Origin of the sequence: Fructobacillus broussonetiae (assembly GCF_018437275.1) — a bacterium.
Classification (GTDB): Bacteria; Bacillota; Bacilli; order Lactobacillales; family Lactobacillaceae; genus Fructobacillus; species Fructobacillus broussonetiae.
In genome coordinates this window covers 1-12,943 of the sequence record NZ_JAAMFK010000007.1, presented here as the reverse complement: position 1 = coordinate 12,943, position 12,943 = coordinate 1, and the positions used below count along the sequence as shown (strand labels likewise).

Annotated in this window: 11 protein-coding genes; 10 read left to right on the top strand and 1 reads right to left on the bottom strand. The window is 48.0% G+C overall.

Annotated elements, in window-relative coordinates:
- Positions 1–2: 2 nt before the first annotated feature.
- The 5 genes from G6R29_RS05590 (at position 3) to G6R29_RS05570 (ending at position 6,625) form a co-directional block, all read left to right on the top strand.
- Positions 3–2,402, top strand: coding sequence for an exonuclease domain-containing protein (locus G6R29_RS05590; protein ID WP_213809374.1), 2,400 nt, complete (start codon positions 3–5; stop codon positions 2,400–2,402).
- 330 nt (positions 2,403–2,732) lie between these two features.
- Positions 2,733–3,260, top strand: a complete 528-nt coding sequence (locus G6R29_RS05585; protein WP_213809373.1) for a hypothetical protein — start codon at positions 2,733–2,735, stop codon at positions 3,258–3,260.
- Positions 3,261–3,267: 7 nt separating this feature from the next.
- Positions 3,268–4,461, top strand: a complete 1,194-nt coding sequence (locus G6R29_RS05580) for a pyridoxal phosphate-dependent aminotransferase (protein WP_213809372.1) — start codon at positions 3,268–3,270, stop codon at positions 4,459–4,461.
- A 66-nt stretch (positions 4,462–4,527) separates the two neighbouring features.
- Positions 4,528–5,838 (top strand): asparagine--tRNA ligase, encoded by a 1,311-nt coding sequence (asnS, locus tag G6R29_RS05575; RefSeq protein ID WP_213809371.1) that lies wholly within the window; start codon positions 4,528–4,530, stop codon positions 5,836–5,838.
- A gap of 70 nt (positions 5,839–5,908) precedes the next feature.
- Positions 5,909–6,625 carry a DnaD domain-containing protein gene (locus tag G6R29_RS05570; RefSeq protein WP_213809370.1) on the top strand — a complete coding sequence of 239 codons (717 nt, stop codon included), beginning with the start codon at positions 5,909–5,911 and terminating at the stop codon, positions 6,623–6,625.
- Positions 6,626–6,670: 45 nt separating this feature from the next.
- On the opposite strand, the gene G6R29_RS05565 is transcribed toward G6R29_RS05570, so the two are convergent.
- The gene (locus tag G6R29_RS05565) at positions 6,671–6,970 is read right to left on the bottom strand and encodes a hypothetical protein (RefSeq protein WP_213809369.1); all 300 of its coding nucleotides are present in this window, start codon (positions 6,968–6,970) and stop codon (positions 6,671–6,673) included.
- Between the two features lie 25 nt (positions 6,971–6,995).
- Between G6R29_RS05565 and G6R29_RS05560 the strand changes: the two genes are divergently transcribed.
- The 5 genes from G6R29_RS05560 (at position 6,996) to G6R29_RS05540 (ending at position 12,884) form a co-directional block, all read left to right on the top strand.
- On the top strand, positions 6,996–8,135 hold the full coding sequence (locus G6R29_RS05560; RefSeq protein WP_213809368.1) for a THUMP domain-containing class I SAM-dependent RNA methyltransferase: 1,140 nt from the start codon (positions 6,996–6,998) through the stop codon (positions 8,133–8,135).
- A 283-nt stretch (positions 8,136–8,418) separates the two neighbouring features.
- Positions 8,419–8,712: a hypothetical protein gene (locus G6R29_RS05555; protein ID WP_213809367.1), complete on the top strand. Its 294-nt coding sequence runs from the start codon at positions 8,419–8,421 to the stop codon at positions 8,710–8,712.
- A 44-nt stretch (positions 8,713–8,756) separates the two neighbouring features.
- Complete coding sequence (locus G6R29_RS05550) at positions 8,757–10,799, top strand: hypothetical protein (protein WP_213809366.1); 2,043 nt, start codon at positions 8,757–8,759, stop codon at positions 10,797–10,799.
- Positions 10,796–11,095, top strand: coding sequence for a hypothetical protein (locus G6R29_RS05545; protein WP_213809365.1), 300 nt, complete (start codon positions 10,796–10,798; stop codon positions 11,093–11,095). Before G6R29_RS05550 ends, G6R29_RS05545 begins: the two co-directional genes overlap by 4 nt.
- Positions 11,052–12,884, top strand: coding sequence for a DUF1542 domain-containing protein (locus tag G6R29_RS05540; RefSeq protein ID WP_213809364.1), 1,833 nt, complete (start codon positions 11,052–11,054; stop codon positions 12,882–12,884). The genes G6R29_RS05545 and G6R29_RS05540 overlap by 44 nt, the downstream gene beginning before the upstream one ends.
- Positions 12,885–12,943 lie beyond the last annotated feature (59 nt).

The following is a 12,943-nucleotide window of genomic DNA, read 5'->3' as shown; positions in this document are numbered from 1 at the left end:
TGATGAAAGAATCAGCCGCCTTTGTCATCGTCGATTTGGAGACGACCTCGCCTTCTGTTGAGAACGGAGGCCGGATTATTCAAATCGGGATGACCTTTGTTAAAAATAAAAAAATCGTGGAGCACTTCGACTCCTTTGTGAATCCAGCGCAGCCGATCGACAAAAAGATTCAGCAGTTGACGCATATTTCACCAAAGGATGTCCAGGATGCACCGTTTTTCGAAGAGATTGCGCCGTCCTTACAGGCGCTTTTAAAGGGGCAGGTTTTTGTTGCCCACAACGTGAATTTTGACCTCCCATATTTGAACGCTGAGTTCGAACGCGTTGGCCTGGAACCGATGAATTTGAAGGCCTTGGATACCGTTCAACTAGCGCAAATTATGTTCCCAACGGCACCGGGTTACCGTCTTTCTGATTTGACGGCCTACTTAGATTTGCCACTCGTGCAAGCCCACCGGGCAAACGCGGATGCCGAAGCAACGGCCCACTTGATGCTTGCCATCTGGCAAAAGGCGCAGGCCTTACCAGAAAAGACCAAGCGTTCCTTAATGTCCTTGGACTGGGGACTTCTTCGTGAGAGTCAAGAGTTCTTAAAGATGGCCATGAAGTCCAAGGGTATCTTTGAAGAGGTTGCCGAAGGAGCGTTGAAGAAGTTCAATCACGAAGTACCAAAGCACAAGCGCGAAAAGCCAAAGGAGGGCGAAAAGAAGACGCCTTATCCTCGTTCGACGGACGGAAAACGGGCCATGATTGGTCCTGACCTGGACATCGATGAACAGCGCAACGAAGTGATGAATACGACAAACGACCTGTTGGCTCGTTCGCAAAAAGAGGTGACCGTTCTTACGACGCCACCACGCCTGAAGAAGACGGGGGCCTACTTATTCCCACTCTTCTTCCAGAAGCGAAACAAGGCCACCTGGTTAATCACCGATGACCTCGTCCTCATCGTTCACCAAAAGAAGATGCTCCAAAACATCTGTGAGCGCCTGCCAAAGCACATGATCAACTACGCCTCGCTCTACCAGCCGGAAGGTTACTTAGACGACACGAAGTTCCGTGCTTCACTCAAGCGGGCAAAGGAGGACGGTGCCAGTTTCTGGCAGGCCCAGATTCTGGTTTGGCTGTCTGAAACGCCAACCGCTTCCTTCGCCGAGCTACCACGCGGCCTTCGTTCCCACTCGGAATTGAAGGCGGTTGCCGCCGACGAAAATTCGAAGGTCTTCAAAACAGCCTTTGCCATTGCTTCAAAGGCCGACGTTGTCCTGACAACCTACGAGAACTTCTTTGCCTGGGGCAAGAAGCTCGAAAACGCCCAGAACCGTGCGGATAAGCCAGGCGTTATTTTGGAAAAGCCAATGGGCATCAAGGAAGCCTTCCAAGACGCCGTTGGCTTGACCTTGCCGCTTGGCTTCTACCAAGACCAGGTGGCTAAGATCGCCGATCAGGCGGCACAGCTTCCCGCAAAATCACGGGGACGCTTCCAAGTGGCGCTTCACAACTGGTCGGTTGCCTGCCGAAAGATTGATCAGAACCTGACGGAAAAGGACGCCTTGAAGGCTGGAAAAGCCATCTTGGACCGCTTGCTTTCCATCATGGAACTGGTTGAAAAGGCCGGTTTGAACACCCGCATTGCCGACTACGAGCTCGTGCAAAAACGCAGCAAGCTCGCATTCCTCGCTGCCCACCAAGAAGTCATCAAGAAGTCCTTTTGGAAGATTGACGACGAGAAGGGGCAGCAAGAAATCGTCTTTGAAGTCGACGAAGAAAAGATTTACCGCCGCTACTTCATTAAGCAGGTCAGCCAGCTTTTGACAGTGGCCAGCTACTATCCAGAAGGCGTCGAATCCTTCCTGCAGTCAGTGCCACGCGGTGTCTTTCTTCCAGAGGAGTCAAAGACCCTGCAGAACGAAACGAAGCTAAAGACCATCCTGAGCACGGACAAAAACGAGGACAAGCAGTTGCTTTCCTTGTTTGAGGCCAACCGGGATCACATCCTCGTCATTACGGAGGATGAGTCCAGTCTTCGCCACTGGTACTACAAGCTTTCAGCGAAGTACGGAGAAGAGTACGTCACATATGGTCAGGATGTTTCCGCGCCGTTAAAGAAGGCGGCTTGGCAATCATCCGGGGAGGACAAGTCCATCCTCGTTGTCGACCAAGACTACTTCGATGCACTCTTCGAACAAAACGTGCCTGTTCCAGAAGTGGCCTTTATTCCAAGGGCCAACCGCTGGGCGGACGAAGACGATTTGCTTCAATTAACGATGGCCTTACAAAAAGACGCTCACTCCCTTTTGCTTTCACCTCTTAGTCAGGGTCAGCTAAAGAGTTTGAGCGGCCACCTTGCCGTCAAGAATCCAAATCGAAAAGTGATGAAGAAAAGCGCTTTTGAAAAATAAGAACGATGAGATAAAAGACAGGCTTCCTGTCTTTTTTCTTTTGCACTGAAAGTCAAAACCAAGGGAGGCCGACGAGGAATGCCTCTGGATGGAGAGAAGTTGGTTCGGGAATGGTTGAAAGGCTGCTTCTTCGCTTAAAAGCGTGGCGCGGGGCGTTTACTGGGTTTTGTGGGGTAGGTGAGAAAAGCCTGGTGCGGGTCGGACTTAACCAGCACGCAAAGCGGATTAATAGGGGTCAAAGATGCCGATGTGCTGGCTTAGAATTTCCCGGCGAAAGGGTTCGTTTTTTGCTATAATAGTGAACAGTATAGCGAACTTGAAGAGGTTTCCATGGAAATTCATGACAACTTACGGGTCAACATGGCCCGACCAAAGAAATTTTCCTGGTCAAAGTTCATCGCGATTGTTGTCGCCTTTTTGGTAGTGATTGGTGCTGCGTTAGCGTTCTACGCCTACTTAGCCCTCCGTCCAATGGCCAAGGCCGAAAGCAACGTGCAAGCGGTGGTTCGACAAAAGACCAAGCTTCAAAACCTGCACGACATGACGGTCGACTACCGTGACGGTTCAACCTACGCCGTTCTCGGGACCGAAGCCGGCAAGCAAAAGGTGGCCATCATCCACGGCAAGGACAAGAACGTGAAAGTCTTTGACTACGGGGATGGCATCACGCCAAAGCAACTAAAGGCCCGCTTAGAGAGCGACGAGTACCAGGCGAAAAAGATTTATTCCGCTAATTTGTCTGAATACCAAAACACTTTGGTATGGGAGATTTCCTACAAGGACGAGGGCGGTAGCCTGAACTACCTCACGATGGATTACAAGACGGGTACGGTTTACCGTGCCGTGAACGGAATCTAGGAGCAGTATGTTAGCAGAAGAAGAGTTTACAGAGCGGTCACAAAAGGTTCAGCCATCCGCCACTTTAGCCGTCTCAAAGAAGGCTAAGGAAATGGCGAGTGCTGGTTATGACGTGATTAACCTTGGAACCGGTGAACCAGACTTTGTAACGCCAAAAAACATCGCCCAGGCTGCCATTTCGGCCATCGAGTCTGGCAAGACGTCCTTTTACACGCCAGTCGGCGGGACGCCTGAACTTCGATCAGGAATTGCCAACTTGGCCAAGAAGTTGACCGGCCAGGCCATTACGGCCAATCAGGTAACGGTCACGTCCGGTGCCAAGATGGCGTTGTACGCCCTGGTCCAAATCTTGGTCAATCCTGGTGACTTGGTCGTTTCAGCCAAGCCTTACTGGGTGTCATATGCCGAACAGGTCAATTTAGCTGGTGGGCTCTTTGAGGCCTTTTCAGACGACAGCTCTGCTGGTAAGCTGACTGTAGGTGCCTTGAACCAGTTAAAGCAAACGCCTAAGTTGATTATTCTGAATAATCCGACGAACCCGTCCGGTATTTTGTACACCAAAGACGAAGTTCAAGCGTTGCTCGACTGGGCTTTAGAGCACGGATCTTTCATCATCGTGGACGAAATCTACGGTCGCCTGGTGTATAACAACGCGGTGTTTACAAGCGCTTTGTCTCTGAAGGCCATCGCCGGTTCCCGTATCATCGTCGTGGATGGGGTTTCCAAATCCTACTCCATGACCGGATGGCGCATGGGATGGGCGATTGCCGATGAGACAGTGATCCAAAACATGAACAAGGTGCTAGGTCATATGACCTCAAACCCGTCAGCTGTTTCGCAAGCCGCGGCTCTGGAAGCCGTTTCCGGCGACCAGAGCGTGGTGGAGGAGATGAGAAGGAAATTCGAGGGGCGTTTGAATTCGACTTTTGAACGGATTGAAAAAATCGACGGCATCAAGTTAGCTGAAAAGCCCGAGGGTGCCTTCTACTTCTTCATCCAGATCGAAGACTGGTTGCTTCAAAAGATGAAGCTCGACTCTTCTGCGGCCTTTGCCGAAAAGCTTTTAGACGACGAATACGTTGCTCTTCCAGCCGGTGAAGGCTTCGGCATGCCCGGCTATTTGCGCCTGTCTTACGCCAAGGACCAAGCTTCCTTGGACAAGGCCTTGGACCGCATCGAACACTTTATTCACAATGCTTAATTCGACTGTACTCAGTCATACATAGTAAAAATTTAAAAGGAGGCGGGGGTTAGCCCCGACAACAAGATGACAGAACAAACGATTCCAACGATTCAAATTAAAGACGCACCACAATACGTGGGTCAAACCGTTAAAATCGGTGCTTGGTTGCGTAATAAGCGTGGTTCCGGAAAGATGGCCTTCTTGCAATTGCGCGACGGTACGGCCTTCTTCCAAGCCGTTGTTGCCAAGGCTGACGTTTCAGAAAAACTCTTCGAAACGGCTAAGGAGTTGAAGCAAGAATCTTCAATGTACGTAACGGGTGTTATCAACCAAGACAAACGTTCAAAGTTCGGTTACGAAATGAAGGTTTCTGACATTCAAGTGATTGGTGAATCACACGATTACCCAATCACGCCAAAGGAACACGGAACGGAATTCTTGTTTGACGAACGTCACTTGTACCTCCGTCACATCAAACCATTCGCCACTTTGAAGATCCGTAACACGTTGATTGCTGCCACATACGAATTCTTCAACAAGGAAGGCTTCATCAAGTTGGATGCGCCTTTGCTTACTGGTTCAGCACCAGAAGGTACGACGGAATTGTTCGAAACGGACTACTTCGGTCAAGACGCTTACTTGTCACAGACTGGTCAGCTTTACGCCGAATCCGGTGCAATGGCCTTCTCAAAGGTCTTCACTTTCGGACCTGCCTTCCGTGCTGAGAAGTCAAAGACGCGTCGTCACTTGACTGAATTCTGGATGATTGAACCAGAAATGGCCTTCTACGACCAAGACGCTTCCCTCGAATTGCAAGAACGCTACGTGGCCTTCTTGATCGAAAAGGTTTTGGAACAAAACGAACAGGAATTGGACTTGCTTGGACGTGACAAGGAATTGCTGAAGTCATACACCAAGTTGCCATTCCCTCGTGTCTCATACGATGACGCCATCAAGTTGTTGCAAGACAACGGCTTCGACGTTGAATGGGGTGTGGACTTCGGTTCTCCAGAAGAAACCTTCTTGGCTAACCACTTCTCAAAGCCTGTCTTCATCGTGAACTTCCCTAAGGCAATCAAGGCCTTTTACATGAAGCGTCACCCAGAACGTGAAGACGTTGTTGTTTCTGCCGATTTGCTTGCGCCTGAAGGTTACGGTGAAATCATCGGTGGTTCAGAACGTGATACGGACTACGACTACTTGAAGCAACGTATCGAAGAAGAAGGCCAAAGCCTGGAAGACTACAACTGGTACTTGGACTTGCGTAAGTTCGGTTCAGTTCCTCACTCAGGATTCGGTCTTGGTTTGGAACGTATGGTTACCTTCGTTACCGGAGAAGAACACATTCGTGAAGCCATCCCATTCCCACGTATGATGCACCGTTTGCGTCCATAAGTTTTATTAGCAATAGTTATGTTAAAAGCGCCCATTTTTAGTGGGCGCTTTTGACCTATGAGGAGTTTTCATGAACGATCAGGTGAAAGAATTAATTATGGCCGGTCAAACGACCGTCTATAATCAAGTGCTGATTCATTACCAAGATCTTGGATTGGATAACGATGACCTCGTCATCTTCATTCAAATTAACCGCCTGCAAAGCCAAGGGGACATGGCAAGCCCAGCATTAATTGCCTCCGCGATGAAAGTGACCGAAAAGGCCATCTCCACGCGAATTCAAAATATGATGAAAAAGGGCTTGGTCAACGTTCAAAGCATTGGCGCTCGCCAAGAATTTTTCGACTTTGCGCCGCTCTACGAAAAGTTAATCGAAGGGAAGGGTGCTCAGGTTGATAACCGTGTGGTTTCAACCGGTCAACAATCCCGTCGCGAAGTGATGAAAATTTTGCAGGGTGAATTTGGCCGTGCCTTGTCACCAATGGAGATGCAAACCGTCAACCAGTGGTTTGACCAAGATCATTTTGATCCAAACATGATGACCCTGGCCATTCAGGAGGCCGTGGCGAACAACGCCCGTTCACTGCGCTACATCGAGGCTATTTTGGTCAACTGGAAGCGCGATAACTTGACGTCTCCTCAGGCGGTTCAAATGGCTAACGAGAAGCGTCGTGCCGTGAGCTACCAAACCGGTAACAGTCGTTACCAAAAGCGCACACAAGGACAAGATCAGAAGAGCGCTGGCCCCAAGCCAAAGGTACCAAACTTTAAATTTGACCAGTTTTAAGACAAAAGAAAAGTCGCTCGGATGATAAATCCAAGCGACGCTTTCTTATTTTAAGACTAAAACACCACTTTCGTCTTGGTGAAAGCCAAGAACGGGGCGGGGCGCTTGCTCGACTAAGCAAAAGAGCTGTGCCTTTTGGCCAACCTGTGAAAGTCGGGTTTGCACTTGCTCGAGTGTCAGTGCTTTTCCCTTGGGATCGATGACCAAACCGATTTGGCTGTCGTCTTCCACGAAGCGCAGGCCGGTGATGGGGGCAAAGTCGGTGCGCTCTTTACCTAGCTGGGCATAAAGCTTAGTATTGGTATTGAAGAATGTGGTTAAAGAAAAGAAGTTAAATACGTTCATAATAGCTTTATTATAAAGGAAAATCATGGAAAAGAAATACACCCTTATGGTGACGGTCGCCGCTGGTCTTGAATCAGTGGTTGGTCAAGAATTGAAAAACATGGGTTACGACGTTCGCGTCGATAACTACCGCGTCTTCTTTGAAGGAACGCAGGCCGACATTCTCCGTGCCAACATCTGGTTGCGGACGGCCGACTGTGTGAAGATTGTGGTTGGTTCATTTGAAGCCAAGAGCTTCGAGGAACTCTTCCAAGGCATCAAGGCCCTGCCAGTGGAAGACTACCTGAACTATGATTCAGAGTTCCCAGTTGCCGGACGTTCACGTAACTCCGTTTTGCACTCTGTCCCTGACGTGCAGTCCATTACGAAGAAGGCCATCGTCGAGAAGCTGCAAGAAGCCTACCACGTGCGTACGCGCTTGCCTGAAAACGGCTTCTTTGCCCAACTCGAAGTGATGATTAACAAGGATCAGGTCATGTTGACCTTGGACACGACGGGACCATCTTTGTTCAAGCGCGGTTACCGTGTCGAAAAAGGACCGGCGCCTTTGAAGGAAAACTTCGCGGCTGCCTTGATTCTTTTGACGAACTGGAAGAAGGACATGCCATTCGTTGATCCGACCTGTGGTTCTGGAACCTTGCCGATTGAAGCAGCTTTGATTGGTCGTAACTTGGCACCTGGTTTGACCCGTTCCTTTGACATCGAAAAGATGGATTGGTTCGACAGCGAACTCTCGGACACCATTCGTGACGAAGCCGAAGACCAGGCCGATTACGACTCAGAATTGAACATCAAGGGTTACGATGTTGATTCTCGTATGGTGAAGATTGCGCAAGAAAACGCCAAGCACGCTGGTTTGTCACAAGACATTACCTTTGAACACATGGATTTGGCTGACTGGTACCCAGAAGAGGAATCCGGCGTCTTGGTTTCAAACCCGCCTTATGGTGAACGAATGGGTGAGTTGGAAGCCGCTGAAGAGCTTTACAAGACGATGGGAATCCTCTACAAACCATTGAAGCACTGGTCAAAGTACATCTTGACGTCGGACTTGTCCTTCGAAAAGGCCTATGGTCAAAAAGCGACAAAAAAGCGTAAGTTGTATAACGGTCAGTTGCGTGTTGACTACTTCCAATACTGGGCGAAGCCAACTTCTAAGAAATAAATTTATTCCAAAGTCGAATTCGTGCGAATTGGCTGATTTTAGAAAGATTGCCTCGGCAATCTTTTTTTATTTGCTAAAAAACGGCATGGTACGGGTTTGACTTTTGAAAGATTTGAAAGATTATAATATACAAAAATTAGGAAAATGTATTATTTTATCGTAGCATTTTGATTGTTAATGTATAACTTCTTTTTATAAAGTAAAAAATACTTGCTATTTTTAAAAGTTTACCCTTATAATTTCTGTAGTTGTTAAACAAACAGTAATTAAGAAGGATGAACATATGACAAAGAAAAATAATTTGATGTCCATTGCTCAATCGAAGAAGACCTGGCTCATTGCCTCTTCGGTCTTTCTTTCAACGGGGATGGGCGAACTCGCAAATCGTCACAACTTGGTTAACGCTGATAAAGGCGCTGTTAGCCAGCAAAAGACCAGTGGAAGTGAACAATTCAGTCCGACGACGCAAGCAGAAGAAACGCGCTCTTCTGCTGCTATTTCTTCCGATGCGCCGGTCAATGACAACTTCAAAAGCAAAAGGAAGCGTCAACCAATCAGGGTGACAACGCCAATTTGAAGGAGAAGGACCAGCAATCTGAGGTAAGAGCGACAGACGACAAGATGAATGACAAATTAACAGACGAGAAGTCTGCCCTGGATAAGAACGAAGAAGACGTCATCAAGCAGCTCGGAGCTGCCTTCCAAAAGAATCAAGCGCTCTTCCCAAAGACTGATTTCTTGGTTGACGATGCCACCCGAAACGAGTTGAAGAAGATTGCAGATGAAATCTTAAAGCAGGTGGCAGCAGGCGTTCAGGCCCAGTACGACAAGGAAGTAAAGAACGTCAAGAATAACCCGCTGGCACCACTCTACAAGGCTACAAAGACCTCTTCTTACGAGGAGTTGGTCAACAGCTTGGGTGGCTTCCTTCCAAACTTTTCACACCCAGGTGATGCGAAGTTGGACGAGACCAAGGATTACGTGAAGCAGCCAGGTGTATTACATTTTGGACTGCCCGAATACCGTTTCTTTGGTTTAGGAAGCAAGCAAAACGATTATTCGAACGTTTCTTCCATGCGCTTGATTACCGACAAGTCCTTTGTTCGAAAGGTTGCCGATAACCTGATTTCCTACGTTGGAACGCCTTACCGCGGAACGACTGCGTCTTACCGTCCAGAAACCAACACGCTGGTTTACTCCGGTGGATTCCCATTCTACGCAACGGTGCAATCCTCAAACGGCTCTGTTTTGAGTCCAAGTTTCTTCTTCGCGCAGTTCCACCGCATGATGCAATCCGTGACGAACATCTTTACGGACGGCATTATGCCAAACTATTTGAACAACCAATATGACAATGGTCAGTACGGAATCTACCTCCGAATGGAGGCGCCAGAAGGAACAAATCCCAATGATTTCGTGAAGACCCTGTCACTTGAAAAGACCAAGTTCGGTGCTCAGATGGACTTCAATATCAACCTGAGCGCGGACCAGGTCATCACTCGAATTCCTGGGTTGGACGATGTTATTTCAGCTTCAATTGGTATCCCGATTTCAGGTTACGCTGGTTCAGCCGTGGATTACTTGCTATCCATTGTGCTTGATCAAGTGAACGAACAGCAGGGAACCAACTACAGCATCCGCGGACTGGATAGTCCTTTCTACCCAATCACGCTGTATCCAAATGACATTAAGACAAACATCAAAGAAGACCCTCGTGGGATGTACTTCCTTGTTCGTGGTTCCGAACTAAAGGACTTCACTTCCCGTTACATCCAAGCGAAGATTTTGGTGACAAAGTTCTTCATGAACGCTTTGTCTTGGGGTGGAAACATCGTTGGTGGTGCCTACGGTTACCTGAACTTTGACCTCGATCAGTTCCCTGGTAATTTGTCATCACAAGAAATGAAGGCACTTCTTGGTACTGGTTCAGCACAGAGTCGCGCCATACGTGGATACGCCGATAACAGTCCGTTTAAGGTGTTGACCCGTGGTCAGTTGCCACCAGCACCCGACGGTCGCTTGGCCATGCGATTGAACTCACTTGATGCGGAAGCCATGCTTTCAAAGAAAAACGAATTCTATCCAAACGGTGACTTGGGTCGTGATATTGTCATTGACCGCAACAAGATGTACGACAACGAGATGAGGACGGAGTCAGTTAAGACTTGGCGTGCCTACATTTCACCGTTTGATAAGTTGCACAAGTTGAATACGAAAAATGTTTGGTCATCCGTTGCCGAGTGGCGCGAAGTGAAGGGGGAAGAACATGTTTTGCCTGGTGCTGATTTAGACCACCGAAACATCACTTTGGGCGTTGGCGAAAAGTTCTACAACATGCACGCCCGCTTTGACCGTGTTATCGATTACTTCACCGGAGACGTTTTGCTTGACCATGACGGCTCCCACCCAACGGATGAAGTAAAGGGGTTGAAATTCGTCAAGTCCGTTGACCCAGAAGGACAAAAGACGCGGAAGGCCGACTTTGATATCTACAACCGTCCGTTTACGGTTTATTACACTGGTCAAATGAAGTTGCGCGATGGTTCTGTTATTGCGCTTCGTCCAACTTCTGTTTCCGTGATGCAACTAAACGAAGACTTATTAAACGAAGTGAACCAAAGCGTCGGGATGCTTATGAAAACATTCAAAAGCACCTGGTCTTGATTCGTAAGACGATTACGAATTTGCAACCAAAGGTGGCGGACAAGTCCCTCGTGGATTACCTGCACCGTCTCGACAACCTTTTGGTTGAATCAAATGCTTCACTTGAAAAGCAACAGATAAACGAAGAAATTGATCAAGTGGTCTTTGAGACCCTTAAGAGCGCTGGAAGTATCCAGGGTGAGGCAGGCCTTGAAGAGGCAATCGACCAAGCCGTTCTGAAGTCGGCACGTCAGTTAACCATTAAGAAGATTCATGAAGCCGCTCATGAACAACGTTTTGGTGATGGATGCCGATGACCTTTTCGACGAACAACGAAACGATATCGAAAAGCGGATTGAAGCCATTCAAGATGAAACCAAGCGCTTTATTGTTCACGCACCAAAGCATCGAATGACACGTTCGTCTTTGGATAACAATGAGATTCTTGAAGCAATCGAACGAGAAGCGGCCCGTGGAATTGAAGCCATCCAAAACACTTACTTGTCACGTGATAAGCGTGATAACGCCGTGACCAACCTCCGTTTGGGTTGTTGGCTTAAGAAGAGTCAATTCGACAAGATTGAAAACGTTGACCCTGAATCATTGGCAAAGCAAAAGAAGGCCGTTGATGACCTCTTTGCTGATTATGCAAACCAGATTCAAGCTTGCCGTGCCAAGACCAAGATGGATCAGCTTTTGACAGAAGGGTTGCTGCGCTTACGGACGATTGAGGCACCAAAGAAGGCAATCGATAAGAGCCTTGTCACAAAGGAAGATCAGCAACAGGCAAAGAAGACGTTGAAGAAGATGGCCGATGAAAAGAAGGCTGCTTTTGAAAAGATTGAACACGTTGACGCAAAGTCCCTTTTGGAACAAAAGAGTCAAGTTGACCAGTTGATCATCCGTTCAAACGAAGCCTTCGAACAGGCACACTTCAAGAAGGAATTACAGGAGAGCTTGGATAAGGCAATTGCTGAATTGCAAAGTATCGCGGACCCAATGATTGCCTTAGAATATCAAGTGCCAACGGCTGAGGCTCGTCAGTCAGCAAAGGATAAAATTGCGGATGCATCAAAGCAAAAGCAAGAGGCCATGGCTGCGATTGAGCACGTTGAATCGAAGTCCCTTGCGCAACAAAGTCAATTGCTCCAAGACGTTGTCTCAGATGCCAATACTGGTATTGATAAGGCGGCAAACGTTGCTGAATTGAACCGTGTGCTTACTGAAGGCCTTTCAAAGATTGATAGTATTGCCGATCCTGAAATGGACCCAGCTTATCAAGCCGCCTCACCAAGCAGCCGTGAAAACGCCGTTGAGCGTTTGAACAAGAAGGCTCAAGATAAGAAGAATGGCTTTGATGACCTTGATGGTGCCGAGGTAGACAGTGTTATCGCCCAAAAGAAGGAAGTTGACCAACGTTTGGCCGATGCCCTGAAGGATGTCGCAAAGGCTGAAACAGCAGGTGCTCTTGATAAGGCGTTCCGCGATGGTCTTACGGCTATCGAAGGCGTTTCAGATCCAGCAGTTAACGAGGGCCAAAAGGCGGTTACTGAAGAAGAACGTGCTAAGGCCGAAAAGAAGTTGAAGGACCTTGCGCTCAGCCGACGGACCGAATTCGAGCATGTCGTGCACGTCGACGACCATTCATTGAATGATCAGATTCGTTTGCTAAAGCAATTGTTGACTGTTTCATTGGACGACTTAAAGAAGGCTGAAAAGAAGGATGACTTAGCCAATGCCCTGAGCCGTGGTAAGCAGCTGATTCGTGATGTTGCCTTGCCAAAGTTGGCTTATGACTATCGTCCGGCTACCCAAGCTGACAAGAAGCAGACCTTCTTGAAGTTGCAAGATGCTGCTCAAGCGAAAAAGCATGACTTTGATAATGTTAAAAACGTTGATCCAGATTCCTTAGCTGACCAAAAGCAACTTGTCGATTACGCTTTGCAGTTGTCAAAGGAAAAGATTGATCAGGTCGAGTTGAACAAGGAATTGAACCAGATTTTCCAAGATGGTTTGAAAGCCATTCAAGAAGTGGCCAACCCATCGCTTGCTTTACGATTCCGTGAAGCGGATGACGATTCAAATGCTCGTATGTCAATAAGTTAGACACTTTTTTTACATCACTAGGTTCGATTCATAGGTATGAATCCCTTCATGATTATATC